This window comes from Streptococcus mitis, assembly GCF_000722755.1.
Taxonomy (GTDB): domain Bacteria; phylum Bacillota; class Bacilli; order Lactobacillales; family Streptococcaceae; genus Streptococcus; species Streptococcus mitis_CM.
The window spans coordinates 58,108-79,531 of the sequence record NZ_JPFY01000015.1 but is presented as its reverse complement, the minus strand read 5'-3'; the positions used below and the strand labels follow the sequence as shown (position 1 = coordinate 79,531).

Annotated in this window: 14 protein-coding genes; all 14 read left to right on the top strand. The window is 36.4% G+C overall.

From position 1 onward, the window contains the following. The first annotated feature begins 8 nt into the window (after positions 1–8). The 14 genes from cpsC (at position 9) to SK578_RS08770 (ending at position 21,355) form a co-directional block, all read left to right on the top strand. Positions 9–701 carry a capsular polysaccharide biosynthesis protein CpsC gene (cpsC, locus tag SK578_RS08835; protein ID WP_020901548.1) on the top strand — a complete coding sequence of 231 codons (693 nt, stop codon included), beginning with the start codon at positions 9–11 and terminating at the stop codon, positions 699–701. Positions 702–710: 9 nt separating this feature from the next. Next, positions 711–1,394, top strand: coding sequence for a tyrosine-protein kinase (locus SK578_RS08830; RefSeq protein ID WP_020901549.1), 684 nt, complete (start codon positions 711–713; stop codon positions 1,392–1,394). 34 nt (positions 1,395–1,428) lie between these two features. Then, the gene (locus SK578_RS08825) at positions 1,429–2,796 is read left to right on the top strand and encodes a sugar transferase (RefSeq protein ID WP_042751696.1); all 1,368 of its coding nucleotides are present in this window, start codon (positions 1,429–1,431) and stop codon (positions 2,794–2,796) included. A 4-nt stretch (positions 2,797–2,800) separates the two neighbouring features. Then, positions 2,801–3,586, top strand: coding sequence for a LicD family protein (locus tag SK578_RS08820; protein ID WP_042751863.1), 786 nt, complete (start codon positions 2,801–2,803; stop codon positions 3,584–3,586). 19 nt (positions 3,587–3,605) lie between these two features. Then, the gene (locus SK578_RS08815; RefSeq protein ID WP_042751695.1) at positions 3,606–4,328 is read left to right on the top strand and encodes a WecB/TagA/CpsF family glycosyltransferase; all 723 of its coding nucleotides are present in this window, start codon (positions 3,606–3,608) and stop codon (positions 4,326–4,328) included. Then, on the top strand, positions 4,303–5,388 hold the full coding sequence (locus SK578_RS08810) for a glycosyltransferase family 4 protein (protein WP_042751694.1): 1,086 nt from the start codon (positions 4,303–4,305) through the stop codon (positions 5,386–5,388). Before SK578_RS08815 ends, SK578_RS08810 begins: the two co-directional genes overlap by 26 nt. Continuing rightward, positions 5,385–6,479: a non-hydrolyzing UDP-N-acetylglucosamine 2-epimerase gene (wecB, locus tag SK578_RS08805; RefSeq protein WP_042751693.1), complete on the top strand. Its 1,095-nt coding sequence runs from the start codon at positions 5,385–5,387 to the stop codon at positions 6,477–6,479. Before SK578_RS08810 ends, wecB begins: the two co-directional genes overlap by 4 nt. Beyond that, on the top strand, positions 6,479–7,444 hold the full coding sequence (locus tag SK578_RS08800; RefSeq protein WP_042751692.1) for a glycosyltransferase family 2 protein: 966 nt from the start codon (positions 6,479–6,481) through the stop codon (positions 7,442–7,444). Before wecB ends, SK578_RS08800 begins: the two co-directional genes overlap by 1 nt. Positions 7,445–7,467: 23 nt before the next feature. Then, the gene (locus SK578_RS08795; protein ID WP_042751691.1) at positions 7,468–8,613 is read left to right on the top strand and encodes an oligosaccharide repeat unit polymerase; all 1,146 of its coding nucleotides are present in this window, start codon (positions 7,468–7,470) and stop codon (positions 8,611–8,613) included. A gap of 151 nt (positions 8,614–8,764) precedes the next feature. After that, entirely contained in the window at positions 8,765–10,189 is a 1,425-nt protein-coding gene (locus SK578_RS08790) for a flippase (protein ID WP_042751690.1), read from the top strand. Position 10,190: 1 nt separating this feature from the next. Beyond that, positions 10,191–11,288, top strand: a complete 1,098-nt coding sequence (gene glf / locus SK578_RS08785) for a UDP-galactopyranose mutase (protein WP_042751689.1) — start codon at positions 10,191–10,193, stop codon at positions 11,286–11,288. 24 nt (positions 11,289–11,312) lie between these two features. Beyond that, positions 11,313–12,365 carry a glycosyltransferase gene (locus SK578_RS08780; protein WP_042751688.1) on the top strand — a complete coding sequence of 351 codons (1,053 nt, stop codon included), beginning with the start codon at positions 11,313–11,315 and terminating at the stop codon, positions 12,363–12,365. Positions 12,366–12,563: 198 nt separating this feature from the next. Further along, positions 12,564–14,546: a peptide ABC transporter substrate-binding protein gene (locus tag SK578_RS08775; RefSeq protein ID WP_042751687.1), complete on the top strand. Its 1,983-nt coding sequence runs from the start codon at positions 12,564–12,566 to the stop codon at positions 14,544–14,546. A 296-nt stretch (positions 14,547–14,842) separates the two neighbouring features. Next, the gene (locus SK578_RS08770; protein ID WP_080710018.1) at positions 14,843–21,355 is read left to right on the top strand and encodes a SpGH101 family endo-alpha-N-acetylgalactosaminidase; all 6,513 of its coding nucleotides are present in this window, start codon (positions 14,843–14,845) and stop codon (positions 21,353–21,355) included. Positions 21,356–21,424 lie beyond the last annotated feature (69 nt).

Below are 21,424 nucleotides of genomic sequence, written 5' to 3'. Positions count from 1 at the left end.
GAGAAAATATGAAAGAACAAAATACTATGGAAATCGATGTATTTCACCTGTTTAAAATTCTTTGGAAAAGAAAAATTCTAATTGCATTGGTAGCAATTGTAGCTGGAGCCTTAGCTTTTGCCTATAGTGCGTTTGTCGTTAAACCGGAGTTCACTAGTACTACACGGATTTATGTAGTCAACCGTAATCAGGGAGATAAGCCTGGTTTGACAAACCAAGACTTGCAAGCTGGATCATACTTAGTTAAAGACTATCGTGAAATTATTTTGTCTCAAGATGTTTTGGAGAAAGTTACATCTAATTTGAAATTAGATCTATCACCAAAAGCTTTGGCTAGTAAAGTCAAGGTAACTGTACCAGTCGATACTCGTATCGTATCTATTTCCGTTAATGATAAAGTACCTGAGGAAGCTAGTCGTATTGCTAACTCATTGAGAGAAGTGGCAGCTGAAAAGATTATCAGTATCACACGCGTTTCTGATGTCACAACACTTGAAGAAGCTCGTCCTGCTGCAGCACCATCTTCTCCAAATATTCGTAGAAATACAATTATTGGACTACTTGGAGGAACAGTCTTTACGGTTATCGCTGTTCTTATCGTTGAACTGGTTGATACACGAGTGAAACGTCCAGAGGATATTGAAGATGTTATGCAAATTGCATTGTTGGGAGTTGTTCCAAATCTGGATAAATTGAAATAGGAGAGAGATATGCCGACATTAGAAATAGCACAGAAAAAATTAGATCTGGCCAAAAAAGCGGAAGAATACTATAATGCCTTGCGTACGAATATACAATTGAGTGGAAATAATTTACAAGTAATTTCTATCACTTCTGTAAAACCGGGTGAAGGAAAGTCAACGACTTCTACAAATATTGCTTGGGCATTCGCGCGTGCAGGTTACAAGACCCTGTTAGTAGATGCTGATATTCGTAATTCTGTCATGTCAGGTGTCTTCAAGTCACGTGAAAAAATTACTGGATTGACAGAATTTTTATCTGGAACAACAGACCTATCTCATGGTTTATGTGATACCAATGTTGAGAATCTATTTGTGGTTCAAGCTGGGTCTATCTCACCCAACCCAACTGCTTTATTGCAAAGTGAAAATTTTAGCACTATGATTGACACACTTCGCAAGTATTTTGATTATATTATTGTTGATACAGCGCCTATTGGCATCGTTATCGACGCAGCTATTATTACACAGAAATGTGATGCATCTGTTTTAGTTACTGCGGCAGGAGAAGCTAACAGAAAAGATGTTCAGAAGGCTAAAGGTCAATTGGAACAAACGAATAAACCATTTTTAGGAGTTGTATTAAATAAATTCAATACTTCAGCTGAGAAATATGGTTCTTACGGTGAGTATGGTTCTTACGGTAAAAAATAGGGGATAGAATAAGGGATAGACTAAGGAAGTAGTTATGGAAGAGAAAGGGATAAAAATATCTCTGGCAGTAATCCAGAGTTTTATAGTAGTGTTACTGGGGTATTCTCTTAGTTTTGTTAAAGAGACAGATATTCTTTCAACAACAATGATTGTCCTATATATTCTCCACTACATCGTATTTTATTTTAGCGATTACGGTCAAGATTTTTTTAGACGAGGGAGTTTGATTGAACTTGTTCGCTTGACAAAATATATCATTTTCTTTGCATTGGCAATTAGTCTTTCTAATTTCTTTTTAGAAGAACGCTTTAGTATCTCTAGACGAGGCATGGTGTATTTCCTAACCTTACACTCGATTCTAATGTATCTAGTCAATATTTGTATCAAGTATTATTCGAAACGGATATTTCCTAATTTGAAATGGAGTAAAAAACTATTCTTGATTACAGCAACATCTAGAGTTGAGAAAGTGATGGATAAATTACTTGATGCGGGTGATTTCTTTGGAGAACTGGTGGCAGTTAGTGTATTAGATAAACCTAATTTCCAACATGATACTATTACAGTCGTACCAGTCGAAGATATTTTAAATTTTGCAACTCACGAAGTTGTGGACGAAGTGTTTATCAATCTTCCTAGTGAAGAATATGATATTGGTGAATTTATTTCTCGTTTTGAAACGATGGGAATTGATGTAACGGTTAATCTAAATGCTTTTGACCATAATCTAGGGCGTGACAAAAAAATCCGTGGGATGGCTGGTTTAAATGTCATTACTTTTTCGACGAAATTTTATAAGAATAGTCATGTAATTGCTAAGCGTGTCATAGATATTATTGGTTCTATTTTTGGTTTAATGATTTGTGGTCTAGTTAGTATAGTTCTTGTTCCAGCTATTCGAAAAGATGGTGGACCTGCTATTTTTGCCCAGACTCGCATAGGAAAAAACGGCCGACATTTTACTTTTTATAAATTTAGATCAATGTGTATTGATGCTGAGGATAAAAAGAGAGAATTGTTGGAGAAAAATACCATGCAGGGTGGTATGTTTAAGATGGACAATGATCCTCGCATTACAAAAATTGGTCGCTTTATCCGTAAAACTAGCTTGGATGAACTTCCCCAGTTTTGGAATGTTCTGAAAGGAGACATGAGTCTAGTTGGAACAAGACCGCCAACAGTTGATGAATACGAGACATACACACCTGAACAAAAACGTCGATTGAGTTTTAAACCGGGTATCACTGGACTTTGGCAAGTTAGTGGTAGAAGTGAGATTAAGAATTTTGATGAAGTTGTTAAATTAGATGTCGCCTATATAGATGGGTGGACAATTTGGAAAGACATTGAAATTTTGTTGAAAACAATTAAAGTTGTATTAATGAAGGATGGGGCGAAGTGATTTTATGAATAAAGTGAGGGAAATTCAACTAGGAGAATTATCTTTATTGCAAAACTTTATTGCTATTTGTAGTAAACATGATTTAAGATATTATGCTTTGGGAGGAACATTGCTAGGAGCAATTCGTCATAAAGGATTTATTCCTTGGGATGATGATATGGATTTAGGGATGCCTCGAAAAGATTATGAAAAATTTTTGTCAATTTGCAAAAAGGAACTTCCAGAACATGTTATTTTGAGGCTTCATGATGACAATTTAGGTAATACTTCTATTATGGATACATCCTTACAAATTCCATTTGGAGATGAACTATGTAGTCCATTCATAGATATTTTCCCTTTGGATGGTTATCCAGATGATCGTTTTCATTATTTTATTCATACAAACAAAATCAAATTCTATCGTGCACTTTCTAAAATTTCGGTAATCGATCGTCTACATGACAGAGATAGGGGAAGTTTTGAAAATGCAATTGTGAGTATATCAAAAGTTTTGAAATTAAATAAACTTCTAAAAACAGCCACTATTAACAACAAATTACAAAATCTAATTAAACAATATGATTTTGAAACTAGTTCAATAGTTGGTAATGTATTAGGTTCCTATAGAGAACGTGAGCTTGCTAGAAAAGAAGTATTCGGTGAACCACAATTACTAGAGTTTGAGAACTTAGAAATAAGTTGCCATGCAAACCCAGATGAATATTTAACAAAAATATATGGTGATTACATGAAGTTACCAAAAGAAGCCGAGCGTAAGGGTCATTTTGAGTCTACATGGGGAGATTAATTTGAATAGTTTTAATTTAATGGGGGTCAGAATTGACCCTTTAACAATGGATGAAACAGTACAAGCGGTTGAGAAATTTGTAATTGAACAACGTCCTCTTCATTTAATGGGCGTAAACGCTGATAAAATTAACCAATGTCAATCAGATGAAGCTATTAAGAAGATAGTTAACGAGTCTGAGATCATCAATGCAGATGGTGCATCAGTAGTTCTAGCTTCTCGATTTTTGGGCTACCAAGTTCCAGAACGAGTTGCTGGAATTGATTTAATGCAAAGATTATTAAAATTAGCCGATGAAAAATCTTATTCAGTGTATTTTTTTGGTGCTAAAGAAGAAGTTTTGCAAGATATGTTACAAAATTTTAAAGAAGAGTATCCAAATCTACGAGTTGTTGGACATCGTAATGGTTATTTTTCTGAGGAAGATGAGCAAGATATTCAGGAAGATATTCGTGAAAAGAATCCCGACTTTGTATTTGTTGGAATTACTTCACCTAAAAAAGAATACATCATCCAAAAATTTATGGATAATGGAGTGAATTCTATTTTTATGGGTGTAGGTGGTAGTTTTGATGTATTGTCTGGTCACATTCAGCGTGCCCCACTTTGGATGCAGAAATTAAACTTGGAGTGGTTGTTCCGAGTTGCTAATGAACCAAAGCGTCTCTTTAAACGATACTTTGTAGGGAATGTTACCTTTATTAAGCGAGTTTTAGATGAGAAACGAAAAAAGAAAAAATAATATTTTACATATTTCACGAACGATGGATATTGGTGGTGCTGAGAGAATCGTGTACCAGTTGAGTTCTGATTTGCAAGATGAGTTTGATAGTGTACATGTAGCTTCTACAGGAGGCCTTTGGGAACCAGAATTAGAGACCCAAGGAATTATCCATCATAAAATTCAAGATATAGACAGCAAAAATCCCCTTACTGTGTTGAAGCTGCTTCTTACTATTTATCGAATTATTCAGATAAATGATATTACTCTGGTTCATACGCATCATCGAATGGCAGCTTTTTATATTCGTGTATTAAAACTGATTAATCCCAAGCTAGTCCACGTTTACACTGCTCATAATGTCTTTAAAGATAAGTTGTCTTTATATAGATTTTCACTGAGAAATGCCTATAGTATTGCAGTTGGTCAAGCAGTTAATCAAAATTTGAAAGATGATGTGGGAGTTGCAAATAGCACTGTTATCTATAACGGAGTGATTTTGAAACAGTCAAATAGACAAGTTGATGAGATTATGAAGTTTGATGGAATCAAGCTAGGCTGTATTGCAAGATTATCTGAACAAAAAGGTTTGACCTATTTGATTGATGCTATTTCTTTGATTTCAGATGAAAACCTTCGTTTATTTATCGTTGGGGATGGAGAGCTTAGAGCCGAATTAGAAAACAAGGTTAAAGAACTAAATCTGGAAGATAAAGTATCTTTTTTAGGGTATAGACAGGATATAGTGGAATGCATTAATAGTTTTGATTTCCTAGTGTCTTCGTCATTATTTGAGGGCTTGGCTCTAAATGTTATCGAAGCATTTATGAATGGAAAAACCATGGTTGCGACAGATATTCCTGGCATTAATGAAGTTGTTACAAAAGAAAATGGAGTCTTGGTTCCTGCTAAAGATGCTAGGGCCTTAGCTTCTGCTATTGAGAGTCTAGCGACTGATTCAACTCTTAGAACTAGATTAGCTCATCAAGCTAAAAAAGATTATGAAGAGAAGTTTAGTTATCCTTTATTTTTAGAGAATTATCGTAAATTTTATCAAAAACTAATGGGAGTTTCCAAATGAAAAAAGTAATGTTAGTTTTTGGGACGCGTCCAGAAGCAATAAAAATGTGTCCCTTAGTGAATGAATTGAAGAAAAATGATTCAATTAAAACACTTGTGTGTGTAACGGGTCAACATAAAGAAATGTTAGAACAAGTTTTAGATGTCTTTAAAGTTGTTCCTGATTACGATTTAGGAATCATGAAGGCAAATCAAACACTATTTACAATCACGACAAGTATTTTAGATAAAATTCAAGCCGTTTTAGAGCAGGAAAAACCAGATATTGTTCTTGTTCATGGGGATACTACAACCACTTTTGCGACAGCTTTAGCTGCATTTTACATGGGAATTAAAGTTGGACATGTAGAGGCAGGATTGAGAACTTATAATCTTCAAAGCCCATTTCCTGAAGAGTTCAATCGTCAGACTACTTCCATTATTGCGGATTTTAATTTTGCTCCGACAGAAGTGGCTAAAGAGAATCTTCTAAAAGAGGGAAGAGAGAATATCTATGTTACTGGAAATACTGTCATCGACGCCTTGAAGACAACCGTTCAAGAGCATTATGACCATCCTATTTTAGAGTGGGCTAAGGACAGTAAACTAATCATGTTGACAGCCCATAGACGTGAAAATCTTGGTCAACCTATGGAAAATATGTTTAATGCAGTTAATCGTATCCTGAGTGAATTTGAAGATGTTAAAGTTGTATATCCTATTCATAAGAATCCTAAGGTTCGTGAGTTAGCAAGTAAGGTGTTTGGCGACAATGAACGTATGAAAATCATTGAACCTCTAGAAGTCATTGATTTCCATAATTTTATGAATCAAAGCTACATGATTTTAACAGATTCTGGTGGTGTGCAAGAAGAAGCACCTTCTTTAGGTAAACCAGTATTGGTAATGCGTGATACAACAGAACGTCCAGAGGGGATTGCTGCAGGAACCTTGAAATTGGTAGGAACAGAAGAAGAAAATATTTATACTAATTTCAAACTGCTTCTAGAAGATGAAACAGAGTACAGCAAGATGAGTAAAGCAAGTAATCCATATGGAGATGGAAAAGCTTGTGAGCGTATTGTTGATATCATTTTGGAAGGATTATCATAATGGATCAGATTTCTATTGTTGTACCAGTGTACAATGTTGAGAACTGTTTGAGTTATTGTGTAGAAAGTCTAAGACAACAAACATATAAAAATATTGAAATAATCCTAGTAGATGATGGTTCGACGGATAGTTCTGGAGAAACTTGTGACCAATATGCTCGAGAAGATAATAGAATAAAAGTTCTGCATATTGAAAATGGGGGATTGTCCAATGCCCGCAATACTGGGGTAAAAGAATCTTCAACAGATTGGATTGTTTTCATTGATTCAGACGATTATTATGACCATAGAGCCATTGAATATTTAGTAGAACTTAGAGATAAGTATAGAGTTGATCTTGTAGCAACTCCAGTGATTGAAGTTAGAAACTATGAAAATAGTGATTTTTTAGGAGATTTCAGAGAGAAATATTCTGGAAAATTAGATCGTAGAACAGCTTTAGAACAAATGTTTTATGGAAATTATGTTGGGACACATTCAGGTGGTAAACTATATAAGAAAGAAATCTTATTAAGGTTTCCATATCCTAAAGGGATGTTATATGAAGATTTAGCTCTTGCTTATGAGCATATTGCTTCCTGTGAAAATATTGCTGTTAGTGATCTAAATCTTTATAAATACTATCGAAGACCAGGAAGTATTGTAAATTCTAAGTATAGTGATCGTCTCTTAGATTTTTACAAGGCAATGGAATGGAATAGAAGTTATGTTGAACGAGACTATTCAGGTGATAGGGATATGAGAAGAGCCTTGAATGTTCGCTATGTTTTTAATGGTCTGCATATTGTACATGCTATGCTTAGTTCAGATATGTATGCTGAAGTTAATAAAATTAGAAAAGAATACATTCAATATTTCAAAGATGTTATTCCGAATTCAAATGTTACAAGGAAAAATAAATTGAAATATATATTGTTTCTCGTATCTGCAAAATTGTATAACACTATTCGAAATAAGATTGGATAATTTAAACAAACTTAGGTAAAAATATGAAAATAAAAATAAAATTATCAGAGTTATTATATTTTTCAGCTTTCTTTATTTGGTTGCTTTTTAATTTTATAGCTCAAACAAACTTAGTCTATAAATACCCTGAAATTTATCGTTTTCGAATAGTTGCTATGATAGTGTCTATTGTCATACTTCTGTTTAAACTACTATTAGAGAGACACTCGAGTAAGTTTCTGATATTCTTCTTTTCAGCTTTCTGCTTGGCTATAATTATCGGGATTACAACACATAAGCTTTTTGATGCCCTCACAATAATTTCAACAATCTTATTTATTATTTCTATAAACAATGTGAATTTTAGAAAAGTTTTGATTCTCTGGACAGTTTCGATAGTACTATTAATGATTTCTATATATGGTCTATTAAAGTTTGGCATTATTGAAAATACGCTGAGGGTTCAATTAGGAGGGCGATTCCGTTTTAGCCAAGGATACCAATATGTTACTCTCGGTGCTAATTATTTATTTCATCTGACTTTGGTATATCTATATTTAAGAAAAAGTAAAATCAGATTGTCAGAAATTTTATTGTTTGGAATACTGAATTATTATTTTTACGTTAATACTGATACGAAATCAGCTTTCTTTCTTTCAATTCTAGCATTAGTATTGGTGTACATATTCAAAAATAAAGTAGTTAGTCAAAAAATCCTGAATGCCATTGGTAAAATTACGTTGACTGCAGGGATTCTTATTCCTATCATTTTGACTTATTTTTATAACGCAAACAGTAAACTCTTTCAAATTTTAAACGTAGCTTTGACAGGAAGACTAAGTTTAGGACATAAGACACTATCTTTATATGGTGTACATATGTTTGGTCAAAGAATTGATTGGGAATTGCAACAAAGGGCTACGTCTGTTTTTGATAATTATTTATACGTTGATTCATCTTTTGTAAATATTTTGTTGCATTATGGAGTGATTCTACTAGTTGTTATTTGGTATAGTTTCTATCAACTAAATAAAAGAGGACACTTTAATACAGTTGAGATGCTTGTTTTTATTGTATTGATACTTCACTCAATGTTTGATCCACAATTTTTTGAATTAATGTACAATCCATTATTATTATTGATGGGTATTTCTTGGAGTAAGTATAGGTATAATTATCAAGATGTTTAAAGTTTTTGTGTTATATGTATCCTTGGTTCTAAATTGAGGCTAGTTAAGTGATTTTTGTACCAAAAAAAGTTTAATCTATTTAACATCATCATTTTTGGACAGATTAATTTTCGCCGTTTATAATAGTAGTTAAGTGAGGAATATGCTCCCTATGAAGGTTCTTAAAAATTATGCATACAATCTTTCATATCAATTATTAGTAATTATTTTACCGATTATTACGACTCCATATGTTACCAGAGTATTTAGTTCTGATGATTTAGGAACTTATGGTTATTATAATTCTATTGTTACCTACTTTATCCTGTTGGCTACCTTGGGGGTAGCCAATTATGGTACAAAGGAAATTTCTGGTAATCGAAAAACAATTCGTAAAAATTTCTGGGGAATTTATACTTTACAACTTGGAGCAACCATCTTATCACTGACTCTCTATATTTTGCTTTGTCTCACTTTTTCGTTAATGCAAAACCCAGTAGCTTATATTTTAGGATTAAGTTTACTTTCTAAAGGTTTAGATATTTCTTGGCTATTCCAAGGTTTAGAGGATTTTCGAAAAATTACAGTCAGAAATATTACAGTGAAACTAGTTGGCGTCATTGCTATTTTTCTATTTATAAAATCAGCTAGCGACCTATATTTATATGTGTTCTTGCTTACCATTTTTGAATTGTTGGGACAATTAAGTATGTGGTTGCCGGCAAGAGAGTTTATTGGGAAACCGCACTTTGATTGGGAATATGCTAAGCAGCATTTGAAGCCAGTTATCTTATTGTTTTTACCTCAGATTGCTATATCGCTCTATGTTACTTTGGATCGTACAATGCTAGGTGCTTTGGCTTCAACAAAAGATGTAGGAATCTATGATCAAGCATTGAAGCTTGTCAATATTTTATTGACCCTAGTAACTTCATTGGGAAGTGTCATGTTACCACGAGTTTCAAATCTTTTATCATCAGGGGATCATAAAGCAGTTAATAAAATGCATAAGATGTCATTTCTAATTTATAATTTGGTTATTTTCCCCATTATGGCAGGTATGTTAATTATAAACGATGATTTTGTTAACTTTTTTCTGGGAAAAGATTTTCAAGATGCACGCTATGCAATAGCTATTATGATTCTAAGAATGTTCTTTATTGGTTGGACAAATATTATGGGGATTCAAATTTTGATTCCCCATAATAAAAATAGAGAGTTCATGCTTTCAACCACAATTCCTGCCATTGTTAGTGTCGGATTAAATCTTCTCTTTCTTCCCAAATTGGGCTATATAGGGGCAGCAATTGTATCTGTTTTAACAGAGTCTCTGGTTTGGGCTATACAGTTATTCTTTACTCGCTCTTATCTAAGAGATGTTCCGATTATAGGATCTATGATAAAAATTATGATTTCATCAGGATTGATGTATGGAATTCTGTTTTTTGTAAAAGACTTATTGAATTTACCGTCTGTATTAAATGTAGGACTTTCTACTATTTTGGGGACAATAATTTATATCAGTTTAATTTTGATTTTTAAAGTTATAAATCTACGAGATATAAAACAACAGTTATTCAGAAATAAAGGGGTGTAATATGTACGATTATCTAATCGTTGGTGCTGGGTTGTCTGGAGCAATTTTTGCTTATGAAGCAACCAAGCGTGGAAAAAAAGTAAAAGTTATTGATAAACGTGACCACATTGGTGGGAATATCTATTGTGAGAATGTAGAAGGTGTTAATGTTCATAAATATGGCGCTCATATCTTCCATACTTCTAATAAGAAAGTCTGGGATTATGTTAATCAATTTGCTGAGTTTAACAACTACATCAACTCGCCTGTAGCAAATTACAAGGGTAGCCTTTATAATCTACCTTTCAATATGAATACTTTCTATGCTATGTGGGGGACAAAAACTCCTCAAGAAGTGAAAAATAAGATTGCTGAGCAAACGGCTCATATGAAGGATGTTGAACCGAAAAACTTGGAAGAACAGGCTATCAAGTTGATCGGCCCAGATATTTATGAAAAATTGATTAAGGGATATACTGAAAAACAGTGGGGACGCTCTGCGACAGACCTCCCACCGTTTATCATCAAACGTCTACCAGTTCGTTTGACTTTTGATAATAACTACTTCAATGACCGTTACCAAGGCATTCCAATCGGTGGCTATAATGTCATTATCGAAAATATGCTGAAAGATGTTGAAGTAGAACTTGGAGTTGACTTTTTTGCCAATCGTCAGGAATTAGAAGCTTCTGCTGAAAAAGTTGTCTTTACAGGGATGATTGACCAATATTTCGATTATAAACATGGTGAGTTAGAATACCGTAGTCTTCGTTTTGAGCATGAAGTTCTAGATGAGGAAAATTATCAAGGAAATGCCGTTGTTAATTATACAGAACGAGAAATTCCTTATACTCGCATTATTGAGCATAAACACTTTGAGTATGGTACTCAGGACAAAACGGTTATTACTCGTGAATATCCAGCTGATTGGAAACGTGGAGATGAACCTTATTATCCAATCAATGATGAGAGAAACAATGCCATGTTTGCTAAATATCAAGAAGAAGCAGCACAGAATGATAAGGTAATTTTCTGTGGACGTTTGGCTGATTATAAATACTACGACATGCATGTGGTCATTGAACGTGCCCTAAATGTTGTAGAGGGAGAGTTTAAATAAGATAACGAAGGATAAAATTGATAGATGAAATATTATCTAAAAGAAGAATTTCTGAAGGATTCTGGTGCACGAAATGCGGGAAATAAAGCTCGAAACGATGTTGAAGAAATAGTAGTTCGTGAGGGCTATAGTCCTTTGTTATTGATGGTAGATGATTGGTATCAAATGGGGACTATTAGAGCCCAACGCCACAAGGCCAAAGCCCTATCCAAAGCTATCTCTAAGTTGAAGGAAGGGGATCAGCTACTGATTCAATTTCCTATGCTTCATCATAGTTTCTTTACGATCCATTTAGTAAAAAGAATGCAACGTAAAGGAGTGAAGGTTCACTTTATTATCCATGATTTAGAAGTTTTGCGCTATGCTAATTTGGATACAGTACCCTTGAAGCATAAGATTCGTGTTCATCTTCAAGAGTCTAGTCTTTTGAAACAAGCTGATGGTCTTATTGCTCATAATCCAGTTATGAAATCAGTGCTTGTTGATAAGGGGATTTCTGAGAAGAAAATAGTTAGTTTAGGCATTTTTGACTATCTGATCCCGAATTATCAGGACAAAGAAGATTTATCGAAGGAAGGGGCTATTATTGTAGCTGGAAATTTAGCCCAAGAAAAAGCAGGTTACTTATATGAGTTGCCTACAAGACCGGCATATAACCTCTATGGTGTTGGTTTTGATGAGGCTAGAAAGCTATCCAATGAAACCTATTTTGGTTCATTTCTTCCAGATGAACTACCGTCAGCGTTAGAAGGAAGCTTTGGTTTAGTTTGGGATGGTGATAGTTCTAAAACTTGTAGCGGAGTGTTTGGTGAGTATTTGAGATACAATAATTCCCACAAGGCTTCCCTTTATTTGGCTTCTGGTTTCCCTATTATTGTTTGGAAACAATCTGCATTGGCTAATTTCGTCTTAGAAAAAGAGTGTGGAATTAGTGTTGAGAGTTTACTTGACTTGGAAGAAGTATTGGACAATTTGTCTCAAGAAGAGTATCAGGATTTGGTCAAAAATGCTAAGGCCGTAGGTCAAAAAATTCGTGAGGGTTCTTATCTTCTTTCCGCATTGCAAGCTTTAAATTAATAAATCTAAAAATGACTTAAATAGATGGATGAGGGAGTTACTGGATTCCCTCTTTTCTTATGGTTAAAGAGAGATTAAAAAATGAAATAAGATTCGATAGTTGTCAGAAAATAACAACTAAACATGAAAATTCAGAAAATTATATTGACAGGACTTTAAAAAGGGTATATAATGGATAGAAAAACAAAGGAGAATACTATGAAAACAAGGAAAGTATTGGCTCTTGCGGGAGTCACTTTATTAGCAGCTGGTGTCTTAGCAGCTTGTTCTGGCTCAGGGTCTAGTGCAAAAGGTGAGAAAACTTTTTCTTATGTTTACGAAACAGATCCAGATAACCTGAACTACTTGACAACTGGTAAGGCAGCAACTACTGACATTACTAGTAATGTGATTGATGGATTGCTTGAAAATGACCGCTATGGTAACTTTGTGCCATCTATGGCTGAGGATTGGTCTGTATCTAAGGACGGCTTGACTTACACTTATACAATCCGTAAAGATGCCAAGTGGTACACATCTGAAGGAGAAGAGTATGCGTCTGTGAAAGCTCAAGACTTTGTAACAGGACTTAAGTATGCGACAGATAAGAAATCAGAAGCCCTTTACTTGGTACAGGATTCAATTAAAGGTTTGGATGCATACGCTAAAGGGGAAACTAAAGATTTCTCTCAAGTTGGGATTAAAGCGATTGACGATCAAACAGTTCAATACACTTTGAACAAACCTGAAAGTTTTTGGAATTCTAAAACAACAATGGGTGTCTTAGCACCAGTTAATGAAGAGTTTTTAAACTCTAAGGGAGATGATTTTGGGAAAGCAACAGATCCAAGCAGTATCCTTTATAACGGACCTTTCTTGTTGAAATCATTGGTCGCTAAATCTTCAGTAGAATTTGAAAAGAATCCAAACTACTGGGATAAGGACAATGTTCACATTGATAAGGTAAAACTTTCATTCTGGGATGGTCAAGATACAGGAAAACTTGCAGAAAACTTCAAAGATGGAAGCTTTACAATGGCTCGTCTCTTCCCGACAAGCGCAAGTTATCCTGAACTTGAAAAAGAGTTTAAAGACAACATCGTTTATACACCACAAGATTCTACTACTTATTTAGTAGGTACTAATATTGATCGCCAGTCTTATAAGTACACTTCTAAGACGACAGATGAACAAAAGACTTCAACCAAGAAAGCTCTTCTAAACAAAGATTTCCGTCAAGCTCTTGCCTTTGGTTTTGATAGAAAAGCCTATGCTTCTCAAGTGAATGGTGCGAATGGGGCAACTAAACTGCTTCGTAACTTGTTTGTTCCTCCTACATTTGTACAGGCAGATGGAAAGAACTTTGGCGAAATGGTCAAAGACAAATTGGTGACTTATGGGGATGAATGGAAGGATGTGAACCTTGCTGATGCCCAAGATGGACTATATAATCCTGAAAAAGCGAAAGCAGAGTTTGCTAAAGCTAAGACAGCTCTCCAAGCAGAAGGCGTTCAATTCCCAATCCACTTGGATATGCCAGTTGACCAAACCAATACAACAAAAGTTCAACGTGTCCAATCTTTTAAACAATCACTTGAAGAAACATTAGGAACTGACAATGTCGTCATTGATATCCAACAACTTCAAAAAGATGAAGTTCTCAATGTTACCTACTTTGCTGAAACGGCTGCTGGACAAGATTGGGATGTCTCAGATAACGTTGGATGGGGACCAGACTACATTGACCCATCTACCTACCTTGATATTCTCAAACCATCTGTAGGGGAAAGTACAAAGACTTACCTAGGATTTGACTCTGGAACAAACAACGCTGCGGCTAAGCAAGTTGGTTTGGAAGACTACGAAAAAATGGTTGTGGAAGCTGGTGAAGAAGTGAATGACATTTCAAAACGTTATGAAAAATATGCTGCTGCCCAAGCTTGGTTGACCGACAGTGCCTTGCTAATCCCAACAACTTCTAAAACTGGTCGTCCAATGTTGTCTAAGATGGTACCATTCACACTTCCATTTGCTTATTCTGGAAACAAAGGAACAAGTGAAGCTCACTTGTATAAATACCTTGATGTACAAGATAAACCAGTAACAACAGAAGAATACCAAAAAGCCCAAGAAAAATGGATGAAAGAAAAAGAAGAGTCTAATAAAAAAGCTCAAGAAGAACTCGCAAAACATGTGAAGTAGATTTTAAACATCTATAGAAACTGATTGATAAAGGGTTTGGCATTCGATAGGAATGCTAAATCCTTTTTATTATGTTACAATTTTCCCCTTAATTTCAGAGTATGGTTTTGTCAGAATGAAGAAAAAAATTAGCAATTTTCCTAGCTTTTCTATTGCTTTATCTATTAAAAATTGTTATATTAAAAGTGTAATTATTTTTATAAACGTTAAGCATTGCACTTTTCAGATAGAAAGGAGTATTTTTCGAATAAGAAATGTAAACGCTTACGAAGATTGGTGAAAGGAATCAGGAGTTAATGGATAAACAATTTTTTGAAAAACGATGTACATACAGCATTCGTAAATTTGCACTAGGTGCTGCTTCAGTTATGATTGGGGCTAGTTTTTTTGCTACTGCTCCAGTATTGGCTAACACACCAACAGTTGGCTCAACAGATAATTTGCCAAGTGAGCTGGCTGATTTGGATAAAAAAGCGAGCGATAATGGACGGGAGTTCGATAAAGAAGCTGCAGCAGCAAATCCAGGTTCTGCTGAAACAACGGATGGACCAAAAACTGAAGAAGAGTTACTAGCTCTTGAAAAGGAAAACAAAGAAACTACTGACAAGTTGCCGAAAGAATTAGAAGGTAAAGTTGAAAAAGCTACTGATAATGGTAAAGAGGTAAATAAAGATCAATTAGCACAAGATACTGGTAGTCTAGTTCCTGAAGATGTTGCCAAAACAAAAAATGGAGAATTGAACTATGGCGCTACTGTTAAGATTAAGACTCCATCAGGAGAAGGTAGTGGTATTGTCATTGGTAAGGATCTTGTTTTGACTGTTTCTCACAACTTTATCAAGGATCAACAAGATGGAAATATCCGTAAAGTTGTGGATAATGATAAAGGGGATGGCGATATTTTTAGTATATCCTACCCTGGTTTAGATGATGTAAAATTTAGTAAAAAAGATGTGATTCACTGGGATAGAGATGGTTATCTAAAGGGCTATAAGAACGATTTGGCTCTTGTGAGATTGCGTACAGTTCTTGAAAATGCTCCTGTTGAAGTTACTGAAAAGCCAGTTGTTAAGAAAGTTGGGGATAAAGTCAATATGTTTGGCTATCCTGCTGGTAAGTTGGCGCCAGTTATTAACACTGCTGTGGATTTTGCTGAATCTTATGGTGAAGGTGTTCAAGGAGTTGGTTATCAAGGTGGACAACCAGGTGCTAGCGGTGGCGGTATCTTTGACACGGATGGTAAATTGATTGGCGTTCATCAAAATGGTGTGGTCGGTGTCCGTAGTGGAGGGATCCTTTTCTCTCCAGCTCAATTAAAATGGATTCAAGATCATATTAAGGGAATCTCTAGTTCAAAACCAGCGAATTTAGAGGAAACTGAAAAACCAGTTGAAGAAAAGCCAAAAGCAGATAAGCCGAAAGAAGAAAAACCAGCGACAGCTAAGCCAGAGACACCAAAGGAAGTCACTCCTGAATGGCAAACTGTAGCAAGAAAAGAACAGCAAGGGACTGTTGCTATTCGAGAAGAAAATGGTGTTCGTTACAATAAGTTGTCTTCAACAGATCAAAATGACAATGCTAGCAAACCAGCCTTGTTTGAAAAACAAGGATTGACTGTGGATACAAATGGTAATGCGAATGTAGATCTCACTTTCAAAGAAGAATCTGAAACAGGCAAATCACGTTTTGGTGTTTTCTTGAAATTTAAAGATACAAACAATAATGTCTTTGTTGGATATGATAAATCAGGTTGGTTCTGGGAATACAAGACACCAGGTAATAGCACATGGTATCAGGGTGGTCGTGTTGCAGCTCCAGTAAATGGCTCAGTGAATCATCTGACTATTAGCCTAAAATCAGATGGTCAGCTAAATGCAACAAATAATGATGTAAAACTTTTTGATACGGTTACTTTGCCAGCTGCTGTTAATGAAAATCTTAAAAATGAAAAGAAAATCCTACTTAAAGCTGGTACATATGGTACTGAAAAGACAGTTGTAAATATTAAGACTGACAATCAAGACGGAGTTCAAGCTACTGAAGCTACTGCTGAAAAAGAAACTGGTGCGGTGGTAGATGATAGTAAAGTGACTTATGATACCATCCAGTCCAAAGTCCTAAAAGCAGTGATTGACCAAGCCTTTCCACGTGTCAAGGAATATACGCTAAATGGCCATACTTTACCTGGACAGGTTCAACAGTTCAATAAAGTATTTATCAATAACCATAAAATCACTCCTGAGGTTACTTATAAGAAAATTAATGAAACAACTGCAGAATATGAAATGAAACTCCGTGATGAGGCTAATCTTATCAATGCGGATATGACAGTTCGTCTGCAAGTTGTGGACAATCAATTGCATTTTGATGTAACTAAGATTGTCAACCACAATCAAGTCACTCCAGGTCAAAAGATTGATGATGAGAGAAAATTAATTTCGACAATTAGTTTCCTTGGTAACGCCCTCGTATCTGTTTCTAGTGAGCAAGCTGGTGCTAAGTTTGATGGGGCAACTATGTCAAACAATACGCATGTCAGCGGGGATGATCATATTGAAGTAACCAATCCAATGAAGGACTTGGCTAAGGGTTACATGTATGGATTCGTTTCTACAGATAAGCTTGCTGCAGGTGTCTGGAGTAATTCTCAAAACAGCTACGGTGGTGGTTCTAATGACTGGACTCGTTTGACAGCCTATAAAGAAACAGTCGGAAATGCTAACTATGTCGGAATTCATAGTTCTGAATGGCAATTGGAAAAAGCTTATAAGGGCATTGTCTTCCCAGAATATACCAAAGAACTTCCAAGTGCCAAGGTTGTTATCACTGAAGATGCTAATGCGGATAAGAAAGTGGACTGGCAAGATGGTGCCATTGCTTATCGTAGCATCATGAACAACCCTCAAGGTTGGGAAAAAGTCAAGGATATCACAGCATACCGTATTGCGATGAACTTTGGTTCTCAAGCACAAAACCCATTCCTTATGACCTTGGATGGTATCAAGAAGATCAATCTCCATACAGATGGTCTTGGACAAGGTGTCCTTCTTAAAGGTTATGGTAGTGAAGGTCATGACTCAGGCCACTTGAACTATGCTGATATTGGTAAACGTATTGGTGGTGTCGAAGACTTCAAGGCTTTGATTGAGAAAGCGAAGAAATATGGAGCTCATCTAGGTATCCACGTCAACGCTTCTGAAACTTATCCTGAGTCTAAATACTTTAACGAAAATATTCTTCGTAAGAATCCAGATGGAAGCTACAGCTATGGTTGGAACTGGCTAGATCAAGGTATTAACATTGATGCTGCTTACGACTTGGCACATGGTCGCTTAGCTCGTTGGGAAGAATTGAAGAAAAAACTTGGTGAAGGTCTCGACTTTATCTATGTGGACGTTTGGGGCAATGGCCAATCAGGTGATAATGGTGCATGGGCTACCCACGTTCTTGCTAAAGAAATTAACAAACAAGGCTGGCGCTTTGCAATCGAGTGGGGCCATGGTGGTGAATACGACTCTACCTTCCAACACTGGGCAGCTGACTTGACCTATGGTGGCTATACTAATAAAGGTATCAACAGTGCCATCACGCGCTTTATCCGTAACCACCAAAAAGATTCTTGGGTTGGGGACTACAGAAGTTACGGTGGTGCAGCCAACTATCCACTTCTAGGTGGTTACAGCATGAAAGACTTTGAAGGTTGGCAAGGAAGAAGTGACTACAATGGCTATGTAACTAACTTGTTTGCTCACGATGTCATGACCAAGTACTTCCAACACTTCACTGTAAGTAAATGGGAAAATGGTACACCAGTCACCATGTCTGATAACGGTAGCACCTATAAATGGACTCCAGAAATGCGAGTGGAATTGGTAGATGCTGACAACAATAAAGTAGTTGTGACTCGTAAGTCAAACGATGTCAATAGTCCACAATACCGTGAACGTACAGTAACTCTCAACGGACGTGTCATCCAAGATGGTTCAGCTTACTTGACTCCTTGGAACTGGGATGCGAATGGTAAGAAACTTCCTACTGATAAGGAAAAAATGTACTACTTCAATACGCAAGCTGGTGCAACAACTTGGACGCTTCCTAGCGACTGGGCGAATAGTAAGGTTTACCTTTATAAACTAACTGACCAAGGTAAGACTGAAGAACAGGAAGTAGCTGTGAAAGATGGTAAGATTACCCTTGATCTTACTGCAAATCAACCATACGTTCTCTACCGTTCAAAACAAACCAATCCTGAAATGTCATGGAGCGAAGGCATGCACATCTATGACCAAGGATTTAACAGTGGAACTTTGAAACACTGGACTATTTCTGGTGATGCTTCTAAGGCAGAAATTGTCAAATCACAAGGCGCAAATGAAATGCTTCGTATCCAAGGCAATAAGAGCACAGTCAGCCTTACTCAGAAACTGACTGGCTTGAAACCAAATACTAAGTATGCCGTTTATGTCGGTGTTGATAATCGTAGTAATGCTAAGGCAAGTATCACAGTAAATACTGGTGAAAAAGAAGTGACTAGCTATACCAATAAGTCACTAGCTCTTAACTATGTCAAGGCCTATGCCCATAATACTCGTCGTGACAATGCTACAGTTGATGATACAAGTTACTTCCAAAACATGTATGCCTTCTTTACAACGGGTTCAGATGTATCAAATGTCACTCTTACTTTGAGTCGTGAAGCTGGCGATGAAGCAACTTACTTTGATGAAATTCGTACCTTTGAAAACAATTCAAGTATGTACGGAGATAATCATGATACAGGTAAAGGAACATTTAAACAAGACTTTGAAAATGTTGCTCAAGGGATTTTCCCATTTGTAATTGGTGGTATCGAAGGAGTTGAGGATAATCGCACTCACTTATCTGAAAAACATGATCCATATACACAACGTGATTGGAATGGTAAGAAAGTCGATGATGTTATCGAAGGAAATTGGTCATTGAAGACAAATGGACTAGTGAGCCGTCGTAACTTGGTTTACCAAACAATTCCTCAAAACTTCCGTTTTGAAGCTGGTAAGACTTATCGTGTAACCTTTGAATACGAAGCAGGATCTGACAATACCTACGCCTTTGTAGTCGGTAAGGGAGAATTCCAATCAGGACGTCGCGGTAATCAAGCAAGTAATTTGGAAATGCATGAACTACCAAATACTTGGACAGATTCTAAGAAAGCTAAGAAGGTAACCTTCCTCGTAACAGGTGCAGAAACAGGCGATACTTGGGTAGGTATCTACTCAACTGGTAACGCAAGCAATACTCGTGGAGATTCTGGTGGAAATGCGAACTTCCGTGGTTACAACGACTTCATCATGGATAAACTTCAAATCGAGGAAGTCACTCTAACTGGTAAGATGTTGACAGAAAATGCTCTGAAGAACTACTTACCAACGGTTGCCATGACCAACTATACTAAGGAATCTATGGATGCCTTGAAGGAAGCTGTCTTTAACCTCAGTCAAGCAGATGATGACATTAGCGTGGAAGAAGCGCGTGCTGAGATTGCTAAGATTGACGCTCTGAAGAATGCCTTGGTACAAAAGAAAACAGCCTTGGTAGCAGAAGACTTTGAAAGTCTAAATGCTCCAGCGCAAGCGGGAGAAGATTTAGCAAATGCCTTTGATGGTAACTTATCAAGTCTATGGCATACGTCTTGGAATGGTGGAGATGTTGGTAAACCTGCAACTATGGTCTTGAAAGAAGCGACAGAAATCACTGGATTCCGTTATGTGCCACGTGGATCAGGATCAAATGGTAACTTGCGTGATGTGAAACTGGTTGTGACAGATGAGTCTGGTAAAGAATATACTTTCACTGCAACTGATTGGCCAGATAACAATAAACCAAAAGACATTGACTTTGGTAAGACAATCAAGGCTAAGAAAATTGTTTTGACAGGTACTAAGACTTATGGAGACGGTGGTGATAGATATCAAGCCGCTGCTGAGTTGATATTTAGTCGTCCACAGGTTGCAGAAACAACTCTTGATTTGTCAGGTTATGAAACAGCTTTATCAAAAGCTCAAAAATTAACCAGCAAAGAGAATCAAGAGGAGGTAGCAAGTGTAGTAGCTAGCATGAAATATGCTATGGATAATCATCTATTGACTGAAAGAATGGTTGCCTACTTTGCAGAATATCTCAACCAACTACAAGATCAGACTGTGAAACCAGATGCTCCTACAAGTAGCAAAGGTGAGGAGGCAGCACCAATTCTTGAAGTGCCTGAGTATAAAGGTCCGCTTGGAACAGCAGGTGAAGAAGTAGCACCAATTCTTGATGTACCTGAGTATAAAGGGCCACTTGGAACAGCAGGTGAAGAAGCAGTAGTTAATGAAGTTCCAGAATACAAAGGTGGAGCCAATGCGGCAGAAGCAGCTGTCAATGAAGTTCCAGAATACAAAGGTGGAGCGAATGCAGTAGAGGCCTTGGTTCATGAATTACCAGAATATAAAGGTGGTGCTAATGCAGTAGAAGCAGCTGTCAATGAAGTTCCAGAATACAAAGGTGGAGTCAATGCGGTAGAAGCTTTGGTAAACGAAAAGCCAGCCTACACAGGACTATTGGCTACAGCAGGCGATCAAGCAGCACCAACTATTGAAAAACCTGAGTATCAGGTTAGTCAATTGGGCCAAGGAAAACTTGCAGAATCTAAAACTTCAGTTTCAACAGAAGATCAGAAGAGATTGCCAGAAACAGGAGAAAGCCAATCTGATACAGCTATCTTCCTAGCAGGCGTTAGTCTTGCCTTATCTGCTGCTGTCCTTGCAACAAAACGTAAAGAAAATTAAAGAAGACTGGATTTTAGAGTTTACCGGAACTAGAATTCAGACAGAAATAACTTAGTTGGAGAGAACCTC